At 67.6% G+C, this 20312-nt stretch carries 18 protein-coding genes and 2 pseudogenes; 17 read left to right on the forward strand and 3 right to left on the reverse strand.

Annotation, left to right across the window (positions count from 1 at the left end; genetic code table 11):
* Nucleotides 1-531: 531 nt before the first annotated feature.
* Nucleotides 532-1413: an aminoglycoside phosphotransferase family protein gene (locus OG702_RS16595; protein ID WP_327289660.1), complete on the reverse strand. Its 882-nt coding sequence runs from the start codon at nt 1411-1413 to the stop codon at nt 532-534.
* Entirely contained in the window at nt 1410-2813 is a 1404-nt protein-coding gene (locus tag OG702_RS16600; RefSeq protein WP_327289661.1) for a helix-turn-helix domain-containing protein, read from the reverse strand. The genes OG702_RS16595 and OG702_RS16600 overlap by 4 nt, the downstream gene beginning before the upstream one ends.
* Nucleotides 2814-2974: 161 nt before the next feature.
* On the opposite strand from OG702_RS16600, the gene OG702_RS16605 reads away from it, so the two are divergent.
* From OG702_RS16605 to OG702_RS16640, 8 genes are all read left to right on the forward strand, one after another.
* Complete coding sequence (locus tag OG702_RS16605; protein ID WP_327289662.1) at nt 2975-3463, forward strand: ATP-binding protein; 489 nt, start codon at nt 2975-2977, stop codon at nt 3461-3463.
* Nucleotides 3464-3540: 77 nt separating this feature from the next.
* On the forward strand, nt 3541-3816 hold the full coding sequence (locus OG702_RS16610; RefSeq protein WP_327289663.1) for a helix-turn-helix domain-containing protein: 276 nt from the start codon (nt 3541-3543) through the stop codon (nt 3814-3816).
* Entirely contained in the window at nt 3810-4829 is a 1020-nt protein-coding gene (locus tag OG702_RS16615) for a thymidylate synthase (protein WP_327289664.1), read from the forward strand. The genes OG702_RS16610 and OG702_RS16615 overlap by 7 nt, the downstream gene beginning before the upstream one ends.
* Entirely contained in the window at nt 4826-5374 is a 549-nt protein-coding gene (locus OG702_RS16620) for a nucleoside-diphosphate kinase (protein ID WP_327289665.1), read from the forward strand. The genes OG702_RS16615 and OG702_RS16620 overlap by 4 nt, the downstream gene beginning before the upstream one ends.
* Nucleotides 5375-5404: 30 nt before the next feature.
* The gene (locus tag OG702_RS16625) at nt 5405-6601 is read left to right on the forward strand and encodes a radical SAM protein (protein WP_327289666.1); all 1197 of its coding nucleotides are present in this window, start codon (nt 5405-5407) and stop codon (nt 6599-6601) included.
* Nucleotides 6598-7203 carry a 3'-5' exonuclease gene (locus OG702_RS16630; protein WP_327289667.1) on the forward strand — a complete coding sequence of 202 codons (606 nt, stop codon included), beginning with the start codon at nt 6598-6600 and terminating at the stop codon, nt 7201-7203. The genes OG702_RS16625 and OG702_RS16630 overlap by 4 nt, the downstream gene beginning before the upstream one ends.
* On the forward strand, nt 7200-7811 hold the full coding sequence (locus OG702_RS16635; protein WP_327289668.1) for an AAA family ATPase: 612 nt from the start codon (nt 7200-7202) through the stop codon (nt 7809-7811). The genes OG702_RS16630 and OG702_RS16635 overlap by 4 nt, the downstream gene beginning before the upstream one ends.
* A 652-nt stretch (nt 7812-8463) precedes the next feature.
* A complete protein-coding gene (locus tag OG702_RS16640) occupies nt 8464-11541 on the forward strand; it encodes a DEAD/DEAH box helicase family protein (protein ID WP_327289669.1) in 3078 nt (1025 codons plus the stop codon).
* Here the strand turns inward: OG702_RS16640 and OG702_RS35485 are convergent.
* Nucleotides 11471-12364, reverse strand: a pseudogene (locus OG702_RS35485) (HsdM family class I SAM-dependent methyltransferase); the annotation flags it as partial. The gene OG702_RS16640 and the pseudogene OG702_RS35485 sit on opposite strands and share 71 nt — an antisense overlap.
* Nucleotides 12365-12507: 143 nt before the next feature.
* Here OG702_RS35485 and OG702_RS16645 point away from each other — a divergent pair.
* From OG702_RS16645 to OG702_RS16685, 9 genes and pseudogenes are all read left to right on the forward strand, one after another.
* Nucleotides 12508-13428: a DUF6531 domain-containing protein gene (locus OG702_RS16645; protein ID WP_327293253.1), complete on the forward strand. Its 921-nt coding sequence runs from the start codon at nt 12508-12510 to the stop codon at nt 13426-13428.
* 55 nt (nt 13429-13483) lie between these two features.
* Nucleotides 13484-14254 carry a transposase family protein gene (locus tag OG702_RS16650; RefSeq protein ID WP_327289670.1) on the forward strand — a complete coding sequence of 257 codons (771 nt, stop codon included), beginning with the start codon at nt 13484-13486 and terminating at the stop codon, nt 14252-14254.
* 357 nt (nt 14255-14611) lie between these two features.
* Entirely contained in the window at nt 14612-16891 is a 2280-nt protein-coding gene (locus OG702_RS16655) for a polymorphic toxin type 30 domain-containing protein (RefSeq protein WP_442814442.1), read from the forward strand.
* Nucleotides 16892-17221: a hypothetical protein gene (locus OG702_RS16660; RefSeq protein WP_327289671.1), complete on the forward strand. Its 330-nt coding sequence runs from the start codon at nt 16892-16894 to the stop codon at nt 17219-17221.
* A gap of 343 nt (nt 17222-17564) precedes the next feature.
* Nucleotides 17565-18154, forward strand: a pseudogene (locus OG702_RS16665) (RHS repeat-associated core domain-containing protein); the annotation flags it as partial.
* Between the two features lie 72 nt (nt 18155-18226).
* Nucleotides 18227-18514 (forward strand): hypothetical protein, encoded by a 288-nt coding sequence (locus tag OG702_RS16670; protein ID WP_327293490.1) that lies wholly within the window; start codon nt 18227-18229, stop codon nt 18512-18514.
* The gene (locus OG702_RS16675; protein ID WP_327289672.1) at nt 18511-19032 is read left to right on the forward strand and encodes a hypothetical protein; all 522 of its coding nucleotides are present in this window, start codon (nt 18511-18513) and stop codon (nt 19030-19032) included. Before OG702_RS16670 ends, OG702_RS16675 begins: the two co-directional genes overlap by 4 nt.
* A 453-nt stretch (nt 19033-19485) precedes the next feature.
* Nucleotides 19486-19764, forward strand: a complete 279-nt coding sequence (locus OG702_RS16680; protein WP_327289673.1) for a type II toxin-antitoxin system Phd/YefM family antitoxin — start codon at nt 19486-19488, stop codon at nt 19762-19764.
* Nucleotides 19757-20161, forward strand: coding sequence for a type II toxin-antitoxin system VapC family toxin (locus OG702_RS16685; protein ID WP_327289674.1), 405 nt, complete (start codon nt 19757-19759; stop codon nt 20159-20161). The genes OG702_RS16680 and OG702_RS16685 overlap by 8 nt, the downstream gene beginning before the upstream one ends.
* Nucleotides 20162-20312: the final 151 nt, after the last annotated feature.

The following is a 20312-nucleotide window of genomic DNA, read 5'->3' on the forward strand; positions in this document are numbered from 1 at the left end:
CCCCCCTATGTCACCCCATGGTGAAGCCGGAGTCCCGGCAATCACCGGCCTGACCACGCGCCCGCCCGAAGCCAGACGGGCCGTGCCACTGCCGTGCCATAAGCGGACCCGCGCCATCGTCCATTCCGTCCGCGACTATTCGCGGAGGACCTCGCCCGGCAGACTGCACGCTGAACCGCGACGACCCGGAATCCGCGCTCGCCCACAATGACAGCGCCTCAGCACGTGGCGCACGGCCGGAGTTCGGCTTCAGTGTGTCGCGGTCGAAGCCAGTCCCTCCCCGCGGCGCGGGGAGCAGGTCGGGAACATACCCTGCATCTCCGTCGTCCCGGGTCCATCCCCGTGGGCGCGGGGAGCAGCACCACACCATGTGACCAAAGGGCCGGTGGGTGGGAAGGTCCATCCCCACGGGCGCGGGGAGCAGTCTCGTCCACCTGCGGGTTCACTCGAAAGCCAACTCGGTTCTGACGAACTGCAGCAAGCGGCGAAGCCCCGTTTCCCACAGGTGCCCACGTGCTGCGGACACGCCTCTCACAGAATCCCCTCCCACTTCCAGGGCCGAGGACCGCAACGTCCTCGCAGACAGTCCACACGGTGTTGAGCCTGATCGCTCCATCGGGGACGTGTAGCCGCGTGCTGGGCAGCGTAAGTGACCAGGCGGAGTTCGCGGGTGCGGGCGAGCATGTCGTAGCCCTGCCACTCCGTGACATCGCGTCCGTACAGCGCGCAGAAGCGGGCGTAGTCGTGTTCGGTGACGGCCCCAGTCGTCCTGGTGCGCACCGCGGTTGAAGTGAGGTCCCACTCTGGTGGTCCGACGGAGAACCGTTCCAAGTCCATCAGGAGGCGTTCACCGTTGACGCGCACGATATTGCCGGGCCACGCGTCGCCGTGGATGGCGCATTCGGGCAGTCCTGGCGGAAGGCCGGCGTCCCAGCGCTGGGCGAGGTCGTCGTGCAGGCCGAGGAGCCAGCGGCGGTCGTTGTCGGGAAGCGTATTGGCGGCCATAAGACGTTCCCGTACGCGCACGAAAGGGTCCAGGCGGCCAATCGCGAAGTCGGGCGGTGGCAGGTCGTGGAGGTCCCGCAAGGCCAGGGCGACATCGTCGATCGTGCCGTGGGTGTGGGACGGGACCTCCTCCCAGAAGGTGATGACGTGTCCGGCTCGCTCAAGGGGCTGCTCGACATCGAGGGGCGCGACCGTACGGACGCCGTTGTCGGCAAGCCAGCGGGCAACGCGTATTTCTCTCAAGGCCGTGGCCAGCCGGTCCGGCGGTGCGATCCGTACGACCACTCCTGAGACACGCCATATCTGGTTCTCAGCGACCCGTACGGGCTCGGCGCCCCGCGAATCAATGCCGACCGCAGCGCACGCTTCGTCGAGGGCCGCGCGGCCGCGTTCCGACGTGCTCGTCATGCATGCAAGCTAGCGCCGATCCTCCCGCGCAGGGCAAGCGCCTCCGGCACCTTCGGATGCCGGGCGGCGAAGCGGCCCAGCTCACGGAGGTCTTCCGAGGCCCGGCGCGAGGTCAGCCCGCCGCTGAAGTCCAAGGCGCGGTGGCCGATCGACGCGGCCTCGCGCGGGTCGCCCTTGAGCATGACCAGCGCGGCGAGCTTGGTGCACGAGATCGCCTTGGACCGGACGAATGCCGGCGCGTGCCCCCGTACAGCACTTTGGAATCGCTCCGCGGCCGGCGTCGGATCGTGACCGTCCACTCCCACCGCGAGGTCCCAAAGGGCGTGCGCGGTATCTCCGTTGTGCTGGGCCTCGTCGTAGTAGGCCATCCATGGTGGTTCTTCGGCGGGACGGCGCTCGGCGAAAGCGTCGTCGGCAGCGCCCACTGCGGCCAGCGTCTCCTGGACGTTGCGCAGCTTCGCGAAAGCCCGTGCGCGGGCGGTGTGCAGCATCGCCCGCTCCGACGCGGTGAGCCTGTCGGATCGGACCAGCCCCTTCTCCGCGTTCGTCAACCCGTCGTCACCGTCGCCGATCCAGATCGCCTGCCGCGCCAGGAAGGAGTACCCCTTGGCACGGAGGTGCCAGTGCTTGCCCTCTTCCGCGCACTCGACCGCGACCTTGAAAGCGACACGAGCCTCCTCGTGCCGGCAGACGTCAAACTGCGAGGCCCCGGCGACGAGTCCGAGCCGAGCAAGGGCGGCAAGGAAGTCGGCTCTGAGCCGGGGCGGACAGTCAGCGGACAGCAGGCTGACTGCCCAGCGCATGCAGTTGCCTGCCAACCCCCCGACCAGGCCGCCGCTGCCGTGCGAGTTGTCCCAACCTTGAAGCACGTTGGCGATGTCGAGGAGTTGGTCGATCTCGTTCCTGGTGATCCGTTCGGGGACGGGCGGCGGGGCCACAGGGCTGAGGAGGCGGCTCAGCTCCAGCGGAGCGAGGGTGGCAAGGCTGCCGACGGCGAGGAAGGCACGACGTTCCACAGGCTCAGGACTCCTGTTCGGCGCAGTTGGGTCACCTCCCTCCAGCATGCGCCCCCGATGTGCCGTCCGGGTTCCCTCCCCTCGCCGACGGCCCGATGAATCCGCATCAGCGCGGCATTTATCCGCATCACCGAAGGCCATTCCCCATGCTCGGGCGAACAGACCGCCGGTCTGGAGGACTTCGTCCAGCCGTGCAGCTAAGTCCTCCGGGCATCGGTATTCGCCACGCTCGATCTTCAGGACGACATCCACGCTGACCTGCACCCGAGCCGCGAGCGCGCCGGCGGTCTTGAAGCCGCGGGCCTTACGGCGCAGGCGGATCTCATGGCCGTACCACGCCTCCGGTGAGGCGGTCGGGTCGAGGACCTTCTCCGGCTGCGGCATACGCGCTCCTGCCTCCCGATGAGGATTCCCACCGGTATCCACATCGCCCTCTGCCCTCTCGGCTTCCGGGCTGTCTCAATAGTTGCTGACCGCTGCTGAACCAGTACACACCGCAGCCGGATTCCCGTGGACGGGTTTTCGGGCAACGAACTGGACTTGCCATGACGAACCTTCTTGAAGCCGCGCCGCCGGGAGCCCGCAGCACTGCTCAGAGCGGCCCCGGGCAATTGCTGATCGAGCTGGAGCTGTCGGCGAAGTCCATCCACCACGCCAAGACGATCGCGCGGGAAAACGTCTGCCTATGGGGCCTGGACGAGCTGGCGACGGACATCGGGCTCACCCTCGCAGAGCTGCTGACCAACGTCATGCGTCATGCGGCGCCGCCGACCAGTCACGGGCATCCCAAGGTCAGCCGCTGCCTCGTCCAGCGCGTCCCCGGAGGGATCGTGGTGATCGTCCACGACGACGATCCCACGCTGCCGCAGGAGCGGGAGGTCGACGTGGACAGCCTCGACGGCCGCGGCCTCATGCTCGTGCGCGCACTCGCCGCGGACGTGACCGTGGTGCCGAGCCCGACGGGGAAGGACATCGTCGCCGTCTTCACGTCCTCAGCCGTTTCGGTGCGCGCCGAACAGGGCTTGCTGACGTGACGAATCCCGTGTCCTTGCCGCCCGCCGGCCGCCGAACGCGCAAGGCGCCCAGTCGCCTTCACCAGGAGCCCGAGGCGGTGACCTGGGCGAGGGAGAAAGCAGGCCTGACCAAACGGGCCTTGGCCAGCCGGCTCGGGATATCCGAGCAGCTCATGGGCGAGATCGAGAGCGGCTGGCGGAGCGCCACCCCCGCAAACCTGATGAAGATCGCCGACGCGCTGAACTGCCCCTTGGTGGTCCTTGAGCGCAAACGCTCCGGAACCACTTCGAGCCCCGGTATCCCGTCCCCGTTGGCGGCCGAGGCCTGTACGAACCCGCCCCTACATCGTCCTGATCTGGAGACGCCATGCTGACTCCTCCCGACTTCCCCGGCCTGCAAGCGGCCTACCTGGCCCTGCTGACGCAGGTCAGCGACGATTTCGAGTTCCGCATAGCGCCGCGCGGCAACGACGCCCGCGAAGTGATCGGCGTCGGTTTCCGGCTGCCGGACCCGCGGCAGCGCCTGCCGTATCTGGCAGCCCGCAGGGTCAACCCGGTGTTCCATTTCGCCGAGGCGCTGTGGCACCTGGCCGGACGTCGGGACCTGGAGATGATCGGCTACTACGCGCCGTCGATGGCATCCAGCTCACGCGACGGCGTACACATCAACGGCTCGTCGTACGGGCACCGCATCCTCACCCCGGCCACGGGGGCGGACCATTCCGCGTTCGACCGCGTACTGGAGCTGCTGAGGCGCGAGACCGACAGCAAACGCGGCTTCCTGCCGGTGTTCACCGCCGACGAGCTGGCCGTCGACGGCAACCCGGACATGGCGTGCCTGGCCGCTCTGCACCTGCTCCCGCGCGACGGGCGGCTCCACATGGTCTGCACGATGCGAGCCAACGATCTGGATCGCGGGCTGCTCTCGGACGTCTTCTCGTTCACCATGTTCCAGGAGTACGCCGCCGTCCAGCTCGGCCTGGGACTGGGCTCCTACACGCACCACATCGGCTCGGCGCACATCTGCGACCGCGACGCCGAGCGGGTCCGGCAGGTTCTCGACGAGGCCACTCGGCGAGCGGCGCCCCTGCACTTCGCGTTCCCGCCGATGCCTGCCACGACAACACCAGCGACGATCGCCCGGCTCCTGGAGCACGAGGAGGGTTTGCGTACCAATGCGGTCTCCTACTGTGTCGCCGACATCGAAGCGCTGAGCCTGGAGCCGTATTGGCAGCAGGTTCTGCTGCTGTTCGAGGTGTACCGCCGGATCGTCCACGAGGACGCCGACCGCGTCGATCCCCAACTGCTGGGCCAACTGTGGCCGGGCCTTCGCTGGCTGCTCGGCCACAAGTGGCCGGCCTGCGCCGGCGCGGCGAGCATTCGGTGACCAGGAAGCTGCCCCGCAGCGGTGCCGTGGTGGACGGGGTCGACTGGACCCGCTGGTCGGTGATCCTGTGCAAGCCGGACGCCGGCGAGCGCGGGCTGAACGACACCGTCCTGAGCCGACTCGCGCTGCCGGGAGTGGAGTTGTCCGGGCGGTGCGAGGTGATCGTCGAGGCATGGCAGATCCACGTCCACTACTGGGATCTACTGGTGGACAAGGACTGGTTCCCTGACCGCGACATCCCGGCCTGCCTCGACGCGGAGTACGTCGGCCGGACCGTCACCGTCGCCCTCGCCTACGGGCCACCCGGCGTCCACACCCGGCTTCGCGCTGTCCTCGGCCACTTCGACCCGACCCGCGCAGCCGAGGGCACCATCCGCGGCGACCACGGCGACGACTCACTCGACAAAGCGCTCGCCGAACACCGGCTCGTCCGCAACCTCGTCCACACCTCCGACGACGCCGAAGCCGCCCGCCGCGACTTCGGCACCTGGTACGGCGCCGCGCGCCGCGACCTGCTCATGCCACGTCCGCGTGCCACGGCGTGACGCCTGCTTCCCTCATGTGAAGGAGCCTCCATGGACACCACCGGGACGAACAACACGCGCCGCGCGCTGCCGATCCTCGACTCGGGACAGATCGGCGCCCTCAAGCCCGCCCTGGCCGACGTGATCGAATACCGCAAGTCCGGCCTGTCGCTGAACTGGATCGTGGGCTGCCCCCTGGAGTGCGGGTACTGCGTCCGCCACCTGTTCGACAACTTCGGCATGAAGGTCCCTCGCCGCCTGATGAGTGACGAACAAGCCGTCCAAGCGCTGGTCGGCCATCGCTACTTCCGCCCGCACAGCACGCCCATCCAGCTCCTCAACCGCGCCACCGACCCGATGCTGCCGGTGGTCAAACCACACCTGTTCACCGTCCTGCGCGCGCTGGACGCACAGGAGCTGACCAACCACGTCCTGGTCATCACCCGCTGGCGCGTCACCCCCGAGGACTGCGCCGCCCTCAACTCCTTACGCCACCTTCGGCTGACGGTCCTGGTCACCCACTCCGGCATCGACCACCAGGCCATCGAACCGGTGGACTCGCGTATTGCCGCCGACAGCCTGCGCACCCTGTTCGAGCATGCCGAGCGCTACCGCACGGTGCTGTACTGGCGGCCCATCGTGCCCGGCCTCAACGACTCCGAGGCCCAACTGCACCGCGCCCGCGAACTGTCCGCGTACGCCCACGCGACAGTCTTCACCGGCCTGTTCTTCCGCCAGGAGATCGCCGACTACTACCAGGCCCACGGCCTGCCGTTGCCGTACGAGGACACCGCACGCCGCAAGATCATGCCCGAGCAAGCAGAGCAACGGATCCTGGACTACTTCCACACACCGGGAGCTTCTGGCGCCCCCTGGGGAGCCCTGTTCCGCAAGACCAGCTGCGCGGTGGCGTACGCGCACGGCGAGGCCGACTACAACGGCCACTACGGCATCCGCGAGCTCTGCGACATCTGCCCACCCCAGCAGATCGCCCGCTGCGCCGGCGCCTGGGTACGACCGGACCTCGCCCAGGTGACCGCCGACGCGCGCGCCCTCGGGGCAACCGGCCCCGTTGAGATCGACGAACGCGCCATCATCGTCGAAGGCCTGGACGAACCGCCGCGCTACTTCCTCCAGCACGGCTACGGCTTCCAGTGCCACGACCGCAACAAGCCGCACCACCACCGCCTGCACGGACGCGCCCCCATCGGATGGCCCGGCCCGGCGGAGAACGGAACCGCCCCGTGAACTACAGCGCTTGGCCGCCCCTGTTCGTCGTGGACGTCGAAGGCAACGGCGCCAGCCCGCCGGACCTGATCGAGGTCGCCGCCCTCCCGATCCTCGACGGCCGCCCGGACACGTCCGCCGCCGGGGCATGGCTGATCCGCCCACCCCGGCCGGTCACCCCGCGCGCCGCCCACGTCCACGGCCTGACCAACGACCGCCTCGCCACCGCACCCCTGTGGGACGACGTCTCCGGCGCCGTCCACGACCTGCTCGGCACCGCATGGATCTGCGCCCACAACGCCCACACCGACTACCGCGTCCTGACCGCCCACCTGCCCGACTGGCAGCCCACCGGAGTCCTGGACACCCTCCGCCTGGCCAAGACCACCCACCCCGACCTGCCCGGCTACAGCCTCGACGCCCTCATCACCCACCTCACCCCCGACCTGAGCGCCGCGCCCGCGGCGGGCCGGCACCGCGCCACCTTCGACGCCTACGCCACCGCCCAACTCCTCATCTCCATGGCCGCCCGCTACCCCACCTGGGACGAACTCGTCACCGCAGCCGTCCCGCCCAGCCTGCCCGGCGCCCCACAACCCGAAGAGGACCCGACCCTGTGGTGACCCCTGCCCGTACCTCCCCGCCCGTCCGTATCGGCATCACCGGAACCCACTCCACGGGCAAGACGCTGTTACTGAAGCGGATCGAGATGGAGCTACGCAGCCACGGCGTGGCCGTAGCCCGCACCGGCCGCTTGGCCAAGCGCGCCGCCGCCCTCGGGTTCCCGAAGATGCACCATCACACCGCTGCGTCGACCGAATGGATCATCTGCCAGGGCGTCGCTGACACCCTCGCCGCCGAAGCCCAGGGCGCGGACGTCGTCCTCATCGACCGCGCGCCTATCGACGCCCTGGCGTACTACGGTGCCGCCCTGGAGTTCCGCAACGAGGCGGCCGACCCGCTGGAGCACGAACGGCTGCAGCTCCTCGCCGCCACCCAACACCCCACCTTTGCCCTGCTCCTGGCAACCGTCCTCGACCCCGACATCCCCGCCTCGGCCACCGACGGCCACCCGTACGACCCCCACTACCGCACGTTGGTCGACACCCACATACGCACGCTGCTCGCAGAAGACCACCTCGACCACGTACGTGTCACCAGCACCCCCTCGAGCATCGACGCCGCCATCGCGTGGGCAGTCAGCCTGTGCCTGGAGGCAATCGCCCCGTGACTGCCGACCCGGCGACGAAGCAGTCCCGCCACCCACAGGGTGTGGACAATCGCGCGCATCCAGAACACCCTCACGAGCCCCGTTCTCATCCGACGCTTCCTCCTGGACATCAGCCACGCCCCCGGCCACCAGGTCATGAACGTCTTCACCGCGTGGCAACGCGTCGCGGCCACGATCGAAACCAACGCCTCCGGCGGGACCACAACTGCCGGACACGGCGGGCCGTCCACAGGCCACCGGAACTGCAACGCCGACCATGAACGGGGTTGACGCAGCCACTCGGGGCGGTGCCCCGCCGAGAAGTCACCGCGTAATACCGCAATGCCTCCTCCCCGCGCACCCGCAGGGAGCGGGACTCCCTGGTGATGTGGGGGTCGAACCGGCTCTTCCCTGCACGAGGAACCGCTGCTAGCTGGGCGTTGTGGGTAATCCCCTCAGGCGTGGGGCGCAGCCTCCGCAGCACAGCGCCGCGGTCACGCAATGGGGTCCACCCCTGAGTGTGCAAGGAGCAGCCGCGGTGCGTGTCCCGATACGGCTCAGCAACCCCTGCCGAAGACCGGTGGGAAAGACCGGCCGCCGGTTAGGCTCGACGGGCGATCACGCCGCGCAGTCAGCGGCGACCCTTGCTCTGTCAGAGAGGCGGTACCACCCCATGAGCAGCGCAGGCGGGGCGTCAGAGGCACCAGATCCCCGACTGGTACGCCTGGCTGGGCAGTCCCGCAACTTCGGGTTCCTGCTGCCGCATCTCTCGCTGCTCGTCGCATACGGAACCGCCGCCGAGAGCCATGTTTTCAGCGACCCGAACACGTCGCTCATCAAGTCCCGTCAATACGCCGAGGCCATGGTGGCCGACCTGGTCAGCCGGGCCCGGGTTCGGGTGGAAGGCAGTACCCAGTACGAACGACTGCAGGCACTGGACAGGGAGGGCTACCTCCACGGCGACGTGAGTACGGCCTTCCACGAGGTACGCACCCTCGGGAACGACGCGAACCACTCGGGACTCGACAACGCCGACGACGCCTTCCGGGCCCTGCGTACCTGCTTCCGTCTCGGCGTCTGGTACCACCGGCTGCTCACCGGCTCGCGCGAGCAGCTGCCGTTCGTACCGCCCAGCCCCGACCGAACTCCGGCCGCCGAGAACGAGCGCCTGCTTCAGGACGTCGCCCAGGCCCGCAAGGAACTCGAGGACGCCCGCCTTAGCTACCACGACCAGACATCCCATGCCCAGGCCGAACAGGCCGCCCGGAGCGCCGTCGAGCACGAGCTGGCCCAGGCGCAGGCCGAGCGTGAGGAGCTGGCCCGCGCCGTCGCGGCCATGCAGGACCAACTCAAGGAGTTCCAGGCCACCGCCGAGGCCACGCGGATCGGCCGCAGCCGCGCCGACCGGGCCGCCGCGTCGGCCGCCGTCGCCGAGCGCGCCCGTCTCCTCGACAACGCAGAGCAGGCCTCCCGGGAACCCCTCACCGAGGTGCAGGTCCGCAAGCAGCTCGACGCGATGCTCAGGGCGGCCGGATGGGACGTCCAGAACGGCGGCGCGACTCTCAACCTCCACGTCCAGGGCGACCGGCGCGGCAACGGCGTCGCCGTTCGCGAAGTCACCACTGCCAAGGGCCGCGCCGACTATGCCCTCTACGTCGACCGCAAACTCGTCGGCGTCATCGAGGCCAAGCGCGAGGGCGCCGACCTGTCCGCCGCCGAGACACAGGCCGACCGTTACGCCGACCATCTCACCGACGCCCAGCAGCGCCTCAACGCCTGGCGCACCCCGCTTCCGTTCCGGTACGTGAGCGACGGCGGCGAGACCCGCTTCCGGTCCATCCTCGACCCGGACTCCCGTACCCGCCGCATCTTCTCCTTCCACCAGCCGCGCACCCTCGCCCGCTGGGTCCGCCAGGCCGAGGAGGACGAGCAGGCCCCCAGCTACCGGGCCCGGCTGCGCTGGCGCATGCCCGACCTCAACGAACGCCCGCTGCGCCCGGCGCAGATCAAGGCGGTGCGCGGTGTGGAGGACTCGGTGGCGCTCGGCAAGGGCCAGCACGGGATGGGGCAGTCCCGTTCCCTCGTCCAGATGGCCACCGGCGCCGGCAAGACGTTCACGGCCGTGACGTTCTCGTACCGGATGCTCAAGTACGCGCGCGCCGAGCGCGTCTTGTTCCTCGTCGACCGCAACAACCTCGGTGTGCAGGCCTTCGCCGAGTTCGAGAACTTCAAGACTCCCGACACCGACCGCAAGTTCGCCGACCTCTACGACGTCCAGCGCCTCGGCGCGGAGGGCATGTTCGCCTCCTCCAAGGTCGTCATCTCCACCGTCCAGCGCCTCTACATGGAGCTGACCGGCGCGAGCCTGCCGGGCAGCGACCGCGGCGACGGCGAGATCGACTACGACGTCGACGTGCCGGACGGCATCCGGGTCGGCTACAACCCCGACATCCCTCCGGAAGCTTTCGACCTGATCGTCGTCGACGAGTGCCACCGCTCCATCTACGGCAAGTGGCGCTCTGTCCTCGAATACTTCGACGCCCCCATCGTCGGCCTCACCGCCACGCCCGTGGCCCAGACCTTCGGCTACTTCAACGGCAACCTGGTCAGTGAGTACTCCTACCAGGAGGCGGTGGCCGACCGCGTCAACGTCGATTTCTCCGTCTACGAGATCGAGACTCGTATAACGGCCGAGGGCGGTGTCATCGCACACGGCACCATCCCCGTCCGCGACCGCCGCACCCGCCGCCAGCGCTATGAGGACATCGACGAGGACATCGAGTACGGCGCCAATCAGGTCGGTGTCGGAGTCATCAGCAAGGATCAACTGCGTACGGTCCTCCAAACCTTCCACGACCGGCTGTTCACGGAGATCTTCCCCGAGCGGGCCAAACACGACCCGGCCACGGGCGCGCTGCGGTGGGACGAGATGTACGTGCCCAAGACGCTGGTCTTCGCCAAGAACGACAACCACGCGGAGGAGATCGTCGAGGTCGTCCGTGACGTCTTCGGCAAGGGCAACGACTTCTGCGCGAAGATCACCAGCGCGGCCCGCAACGCCTCCGAGCGCCTCGCGGCCTTCCGTAACCTCCCGGAGCTGCGCATCGCCGTCACCGTCGACATGATCGCCACAGGCACGGACGTCAAGCCGCTGGAATGCCTGCTGTTCCTCAGGGACGTCAAGAGCTGGGCGTACTTCGAGCAAATGAAGGGCCGCGGCGCCCGGACCCTCTCCCTCACCGACTTCGAGAAGGTCACCCCCGGCGTCGGCCCCAAGACCCGCTTCGTGATCGTCGACGCGGTCGGCGTGACGAAGAAGCCGAAGGTCGACGCGGCACCACTGGAACGCCACACCGAGAAGCAGATCAGCCTGGAAAAGCTGCTCCGCAAGACCGCCGCGAACACCATCGAGGAGGAAGAGGTCTCCACCCTCGCCGCCCGCCTCGCCAAGCTCGACCTCCAGATGACGGCCGAGGAACGCGCCGAGATCCAGCGGCTGAGCGGCGGACTGCAGCTGAAGAAGATCGTTCACGGCATGGTCGAAGCCGTCTCGGCGGACCGGCAGCTGGAAGTCCGAGAAGCCGCCGAACGCGCGGGCCGCGATCCCGAGCGCGCGGACGCCGGTTTTTCTCCCCCAGCTCCTGGGCATCGACGAACAGGACGCCTTCGCGCACCGGCTGATCCACCCGTCGTAGCAGCCACAGAGATACCGGTACGGGAGTCGCGGAGAACAGGTGGGGCGGCAGCGTGATGACGCACTCCACGGCACCGGTGCGTACCAGCGCATGACGGATCTCGCGCTCGGCGCTGTTCACCGAGTTGCCCGCCTTCACCGGCATGACCACCGCTGCTCGGCCACCCAGTACCAGAGCGTCGACGACGTACTGCACCCAGGCGAAATTGTCGTTGCCCCGTGGCGGTGCTCCGTACGGCCAGTTCCCCGTTCGCCGGCCGGGACCAGGTGCATCGCTCATGTTGAACGGGGGGTTCGTCAACACCACATCGGCACCGTGCTCGCGGCGCGGTGGCGGCCACCGGTCGGACCGGGTGTTGCTGAACTTCGGCCGCACGCCGAGGTGGAGGAGGTACAGACTCGCGACCGCTTGCAGACGGCCGTCGAGGGTCTCGCCGTACACGGTCCCGCCCGCGTCCCCGATGTGCCGGTACGCAGCCGCCAGCATCTCCCCGCCCCTCGTGTACGGGTCCAGCACTGTGGCTTTCTGCCCTGGGGCCAGCACCAGCTCTGCGGCCAACGAGGCCAGGCCCACCGGACTGCAGAACTCCGAGCTCTGCAGTCCTTCCCGAGCGCTGAACGACTCCCACACGAGCTGGAACGCACCCATCCCCGCACCGGCCGCCGTTCGTACTGCCGCGGTGAGGTCGTCCCAGCTCCGCGGTTCGAGTTGCAGCAGGCTGCTGCGCATGTCGGTGCGGTCACCGTTCCGGCGCAGCGTGTCCTGGGCCACGTCGCCCAGGGAGCGCAGCAGTCCTTGTACGCCTTGGGTGCCTTGACCCGCCTCCATGATGTTCTCGATCCGGTGCCACTGCTCCGGCTCCGCATGCCGCACGTACATCAAAAACCGTCGCAGAAGACGCCGCCGTCAACGCGGCCAAGGACGCCGGCGAGCAGGCGGTCAAGAACGGCGCCCGCGCCGCGGCCGAAGACCCCGCCAAAGCAGCCATCGAGCAGGCGGCCAAGAAGTGCCTCTCGGACCCGATCGACGTCGCCACCGGCGACATGATCCTGTCCCAGACCGACATCACCCTGCCCGGCACCCTCCCCCTGACCCTGGAACGCACCCACCTGTCCTCCTACCGGATCGGCCGCTTCTACGGACCCTCCTGGGCCTCCACCCTCGACCAACGCCTCGAACTCGACGACCAAGGCGTGATCTTCGTCGCCGACGACGGCTCGATCCTTCTGTATTCCGTGCCTCAGCCCAGCACCCCGACGATGCCCAGCCACGGCCCCCGCTGGCCCCTTGAATGGGACGGCACACCCGGCTCACCGCTCCGAATAACCAAGACGGAGACCGGCCACACGCTCCACTTCAGCGCCGTTACCGGGACTCCGGCCACACCCGACGGCTCGTTGCCACTGCCCCTGACCGAAGTCACCGACCGCAACGGCAACGCGTACGCCATCAGCTACAACGACGACGGCGTCCCCATCGAGATCCACCACAGTGGCGGCTACCACCTCACCCTGGACAACCACAACGGCCGCATCACCGAACTGCGCCTCCAAGACCCCTCGGCCGCCGACGCCCCCGGCACCGCCATAAGGACCTACGGCTACGACGCCGTCGGCAACATGACCGAGGTCGCCAACTCCTCAGGCCTGCCGCACCGGTACATGTACGACACCTCGGGCCGCATCACCTCATGGACCGACCGGAACGACACCACCTACGCGTACACGTATGACCAGCGCGGACGCTGCGTGGCCACAACCGGCACCGACGGGTTCCTGAGCAGCACCTTCGCCTACGACGACGCCACCCGCACCACCACCTTCACCAATTCCCTCGGCCACAGCAGCACCTACACCCACAACGCGGCTTACCGCCTCATTTCGGAGACTGAGCCTTTTCCAACCTGCCGTGTCAATCCGGTAGTTGGCGTGACAGACGAGTGAAGCCCCTGGTACACGGGTTCACGACCAAGATCACTCGTACCACCAGAGGCTTCACGTGTTTGTCTACCCGTCCGGGCTGGACCTGTCCAGCTCGCATCTTCGCTTCCTCACCACCCGCCTGTGCGAACGTCGCCGTGCGATAGGTAGCCGGTGGCGCCGGTTGAGTGCCGGCCGACAGGCGCTGCTAACCCTCGCCCACCTGCGTGTCGGACACACCTATGCCCAGCTCGCCGCCGGATTCGGCGTAGGGACCACGACCGCCTACCGCTACGTCGCCGAAGCGGTCGACCTCCTGGCCGCCCTCGCACCCACCTTGGCCGACGCAGTCCGCACTGCCTCGACGAAGGCCTACGTACTTCTGGACGGCACGCTCCTGCCCATCGACCGCATCGCCGCGGACCGCCCCTTCTACTCCGGCAAACACAAGAGACACGGCATGAACGTGCAGGTCCTCACCGATCCCTTCGGACGGCTGCTGTGGGCCTCACCTGCCTTGCCCGGGGCCGTCCACGACATTCGCGCAGCCCGCGAACACGGCATCATCGACGCCCTCACGCAGGCCGACCTCAGGTGCTGGGCCGACAAGGGCTACCGAGGCGCCGGCGGCACGATCCGTACCCCGGGCTGGGGACGATGGAACACTCTCTCCGCCGGGCAGAAAGCGATGAACCGGTCCCACGCCAAGATCCGCGCACTCGTCGAACAGGCCATGGCCACCCTCAAGTCCTGGCGGCTCCTGCGCAAGCTGCGGTGCTCCACCACCCGCATCACCGCTCTAGTCCAAGCCGTCCTCACCCTGCATCTGGCCAGCTCAGACCGAGGATGAAAAAGGCTCACTGACCCTCTCGGCCACACCACCCGCCGCGAATGGGACACCACGAATCGCCGTCTCGTCGCTCTCACGGATCCTCTCGACCGCACCATCCGCTACAGCTACGGCTCCGATGGCAACCTGGTCAGCCTGGTCAGGCCCGATGGCGCCGTCGCCACAGCCGAGTACAACGTCTTCGGACTCCCCCTCCGGATCTCCGAACCCGGCGGCGCCATCTGGACCCACACCTACAACGACCTCGGCGCTCTGCTCTCCACCACCGATCCGACTGGCGCCGTCACGCGCTATTGCCGGAACTTCCGTGGCGCCCTCGTAGGGAGAACGGACCCGCTCGGCCGTACTCACCGATACGTGGTGAATGCCGCCGGGCTGCACATGGGCGCCACCGATCCTCTGGGCCACACCACGCACGTCGAGCGCGACGACTTCGGCCACCTGACAGCGTTCACAGACCCCCTCGGCTGCACCACTCGGATGGAATGGACACCGGACGGCAAGCCGAAGTGGCGGGAGAGTACGGACGGAACACGCGAGACGTGGCGATGGGACGGTGAGGGCAATCTCACCGCCTTCACCGACCCGGCAGGCCACACCACCCGTTATACGTACACGCACTTCGACCTCGTCGCCTCCCGCAGCGGGCCGAACGGCGCCGTCCGAACCTTCGAGTACGACACTGAGTTGCGGCTACGCCAGGTCACCGACGCGTTGGGGCACCACTGGACCTATAACTACGACCCGGCCGGCCGACTCACCTCCGAGAGGGACTTCAGCGGCCGCACGCTTACGTACACCCTCAACGCCGCGGACCAGCTCATCGGGCGCACCAACGGTGCAGGCGAGACCCACGCCTTCGTCCTGGACTGCCTCGGACGCGTCACCGAACAGCGCGCCAGCACTGGAGATGTGGCCACCTACACCTACGACGACGCCGGCAGGCTCGTCAGCGCCGCGAACTCCGTGGCGACCCTGAGCTACGTACGCGACGAGCTCGGCCGCCCCCTCACCGAGACCGTCAACGACCGCACCACTCGCTACACCTACGACGCGGTCGGGAGACGTACCTCCCGCACGACGCCGAGCGGCCATGTCTCCAGGTGGACCTATGACGCCGTCGGCCGACCCGAGGAACTGGTCACATCGGCCGGCAGCCTCACTCTCGCGCACGACGCAGCAGGGCGCGAGACAGAGCGCCGCATCGGGGGCAACCTTCTGCTCACGCAGCGCTGGGACACCACGGGGCGCCTCACCGGACAGGCCGTGGTCGCCACTCAGCCGGCGCAGGCCGAACGCCTTCTGAACAACCGCACCTACGCCTACCGCGACGACGGTTACCTCGCCGAGGTGCAGGACGTTCTGGACGGCACTCGCCGTTACGACCTCGACGCGGTCGGACGCATCACCGCGGTCCATGCGTCCACCGGCACGGAGATATACGACTACGACGCGACCGGCAACCTCACCCGTGCCATGGTCCCCGGCAATGCCGGCACCCTTCCGGATCGTGACTTCTCCGGCGCGATCATTCGCCGATCCGGTCGCACCGTTTACCAACATGACGCCCAAGGCCGTCTGGTGCGCAAAACGCTCAGGCACCTCAGCGGGGCGAAGAAGACGTGGACCTACGCCTGGAACGCCGAAGACCGTCTCGTTCAAGCCGTCACCCCCGACGGTCTCACGTGGCGGTACACCTACGATCCGCTGGGCAGACGGATCGCCAAACTGCGTTCGCTCGACGGCACCTCGAACACGACCACCTTCGCCTGGGAGGGCACCCGACTGGCCGAGGAGCGGTCTCCGGAAGGGCGTACGACGACATGGGATTATGCACCGGGCACGCACACCGCGCTGGCCCAGACGACCAGCCGCGCAGTGCTTCTCCGGCCGGACCCGAACAGTCCGGCATCCCCACTGCCGGGCCCGCCGTCCTCCTCAGGCCCGGATCTCTCCTTCTATGCGGTGATAACGGATCCCGTCGGATCTCCGACGGAGTTGGTCGCCCAGGATGCCACCATCCCGTGGCGCTCTCGGTACGACGTCTGGGGCGTTTCTTACCCGGCTTCCGAAAGTTCCGGGGAGGCCTACTGCCCACTGCGATTCCCGGGTCAATACGCCGACGACGAGACGGGATTCAATTACAACTACCATCGGTACTACGACCCCGAGACCGCGCGATACATCAGCCCTGATCCACTGGGGCTGATTCCGGCGGACAACCACTACGGATACGTGGACAACCCGCTGGCGTGGCAGGACGCCCTCGGACTCGCACCATGCAAGGGATATGACCTTCGAGGGAAAGATCCCATGAGCATCGTTCCTGACGATGCGAAGATTCGCGAATTGACACCCCACTCAGGTGGTGGCTCGCAGTACGGCCTCGAATACTCCTGGAAGAACGACGCGGGACAGACAGTACGGCTCAGGATTCATGGCCCCGACGGAACTGCCCCGGTAGGGTCGAACTCAGCATCAGGCGAGACCTACCGCATCCAGATCGGTAGGCAATACCAGGACGAGGCCGGCAATCTGTACCATCATCAGTCCCACAACCCCAACAGTCCGAACTACAATCCCAACGCTGCAAACGCTACGCACATACCCTGGCCCTCTGAGTATCCGGGACTCTAGATGACCATCGGCGAGACGGATCTGGTGGGCCTCGTCACGAAGATCGTGTCCGCCTCCCCTGAAGATCGCGAATACGGCGCAAACACCTGCAGCGACTGGTCGCCCTTGTTCGACCAGGACGAGGCAGACCTGCTGGTGAGGATTCTGGCACTGACTGCGGCATCAGAAGATCACGAGACGATTCGCGAGATCCAGTTGCATGCCCTCCTGCGTATCGATGAACACCTGCTGGTCCGTACCGAACTCCTCGCGCCCCTGCGAAGGCTCTTCTCCGCCCAGCTCGACGAGGAACAGGCGGACTATCTACAGGAATTGGGCGTTCGGCCATGATGCCGAAGCCCTGGTGCCACGCGAAGCCCAGCTGTGCGCGGATGTCAAGGCTCCGTCGCTCTCGCGGTTGGCCCGACAGAGCCGATAGGGGCCTCATGCCGCAACGCGGCCACGGCGGTGACGGATCGGCAGGCAGACGATATCCCAGCGCGACCTGCGCAACCGGTCCAGAGAGATCATGGACGCCGTCCGGGGCGGGCAGTCCTTCACCGTCACCCGCGACGGGCACCAGATCGGCGAGCTGATCCCGCTACGCCGCCGACGGCGGTTCGTCCCGCGTTCGGAGTTCGCCGCCATGTCCCGCACAGCCTCGGACCTCTCACTGGAGGTGTTCCGGGTCGGCCAGAAAACCACCCCCGACGGCACGATCTGGCGCTGCATGTACGACCACCTGGGCCGGCGCACATCCAAGCTCCGACTGGCGGACGACGGCGAAACCGTCGTCGAGCAAACCCACTTCACATGGGACGGAACCACTCTCGTCGAACAGACCACGACGGCCGCCGGCGGCATCCACCCCGTCACCCTCACCTGGGAACACGACGGCCTGCACCCGCTGACACAGACGGAACGCATCACGGATGCGACGAGCCAACACGGGATCGACCAGCGCTTCTTCGCCATCGTCACCGACCTCGTCGGCACGCCCACCGAACTCGTCGACACCTCCGGTGCTCCCGCCTGGCGCGCCCGCACCACCCTGTGGGGCACCACCTCCTGGCCCACCACCGCCAGTGCCTACACCCCTCTGCGCTTCCCCGGCCAATACCACGACCCGGAAACCGGCTTCCACTACAACCTCCTCCGCCACTACGACCCCACCACCGCCGCTACATCACCCCCGACCCCCTCGGCCTCAACCCCGCCCCCAACCCCCACACCTACGTCCACAACCCCCACACCTGGACCGACCCGCTGGGTCTGGCGCCCTATGATCCGATACGGATCAAAGCCGGACAGCAGTTGCCCGGCGCCTATCATTTGAGCCCGCCCGAGATGGACTTCGTGAAGAAGCTCCTGGAGAAGCGTCCGAATCTGCAGGTGTACCGCACGCACGGTGAGAAATTCCAAGGTGACTTCATGGTGGTGGACCCCTCCGACCCCAAGAATCTGGTTGCGTACGTGGTGGACCGCAAAATGGGCGGTGGCAACGCGGGCCAGCAGCTCAAGAACGCGATGAATGCCGCAGGGCATGTCGGCATCACCTATCCCAGCCAGGTCATCACCGGTGCGGGCGACACGGCCAAGCTGCTGGATCTCATGAGCCGTGGTCGAGGAGAATGGAACAAGTGATGATCGTTCTGCCAGTGCGGCTCAATGAGCTGCTCAACGACGTGAGCGGCGCACGGGCGGCAACACTCGCGCTGGACTTCGCCGAACACGCGACCGACCTCAAGACAGAATCTCTCACCGAGAGCATGCGGGATGCGACCGTGGAGTATGTCGCCGCCGCCCGCGAGGCGATCGCGCTGGGCCGGGCGAACGACCGGATTCTCCGGGCACACGAATACTTCTTCACGACCAGTTGGAAGACGTCGGGGCACCCGGAGGTCACCCGTATCCTGAATTCCGCCGTGCGGTTGGCATGCCAGGACATGCTCATTGAGGCCGGAGTGATGAACAAGGTTGCGCGGACAAAGCTGACCTGCCAGTACATCGCGCAGACGGCTCAATCCGCTGTGGGCAGCCGAAGCGCGAAGCGCGCCACGGACGGCATGGAAATCCGTAAGGCGGATCGCGCCGCGCGCTGGGAGGAGGCCAGATGGCAACTCCAGCATGTCATTGCCACGGAACCCAACCCGCATGAATAATCACCCCACGAAGCCGTGGAGGAGGGTGCGGTTCCTGGCAACTGGACCTTGACTCCCCACATCCGGTGACGGCTCCGTCGTAGTCCGAGCACGCCCCCGGCATCGACGCAGGCCCGAGCCTTGGCCGCCTCTCCTGGCCGGTGCTCACCGCCAGGCCCGGCATTCTCCACGGCCGGTGGGGCTCGGCCCCGCACCACATCCACACACAGCGGTACAGCGCGGTCAACCATGGTCACCAACGGCTACGGCACGGTGGGCACTTCAGGACGCTACGTGCCGCTGACCAGCACGGATACCGACGAGGCCGTTGGACAGTCGGCCTCCTCCTGGTCGTGGACCCAGCTCCGGACCTCGACGACGGCAGCCATCCGGCGGTCGCAGCGCCCGTTTGCCCACCGACACCGCCCCAACGGGCACGTAGCACTGTGAGACACGGCGCGCTACACTCTTGTCATGAAGACCATCACCCAGCGCGAGTTCCGCAACAGATCCGCAGCCGTCATGGACGCCGTCGAAGCCGGCGAGACCTACCACATCACCCGTAACGGCACCGAGGTCGCAGAGCTGCGCCCCCTTCACCGCAGACGTCGCCTAAGCGCCGAAGAACTGGTGGAGCGGCACCGCAGACTGCCGCGCGTCGACGCCGCCCGCATGCGACAGGAAGCGGACGAGTTCTTCGGGACCGAAGACCGCGCCGGCGACGACGACCCCTGGCAGCGCAGCCATGGCTGAGCGCCACCCGGCCGGGGTGCTCGACACCTGCACCTACATCGATCTGGACGTGCTCGACCCGGCGGACCTACCAGCGGTACCCGAACTCACCGCCATCACGATGGCCGAGTTGCAGCAGGGGGTCGCAATGGCCAAGGACGCTGCCGTCCGAGCCGCCCGCATGGAAAAACTGGGCGCGGCAGTCGCCGATTTCGACCCCCTCCCGTTCACCGGGGACGCAGCCGCCCGATACGGCACACTCGTAGCCCTTGCCATCGCCGCAGGGCGCGATCCGCGCCCCCGGAGGATGGATCTCATGATCGCCGCCATCGCCTCCGTCCAAGGCCTTCCTCTGTTCACCCGCAACGCCGACGACTTCAAGGGGCTGGACAGCTCCCTGACCGTCGTCGCCGTCTGACGGACCCGCCCTGCGCGGTTTGCATCACATCTGCACCACTCTCAGCGGTACATGACCTACTTCACGACAGCCCACGTGATTCCCAAGCTCAGAGCGCGGGTTCGATTCCCGTCATCCGCTCCATTGCAAAGCCCCGGGTCATGGACTTGGC

The sequence above is a fragment of the Streptomyces sp. NBC_01198 genome, assembly GCF_036010485.1.
Lineage (GTDB): Bacteria > Actinomycetota > Actinomycetes > Streptomycetales > Streptomycetaceae > Actinacidiphila.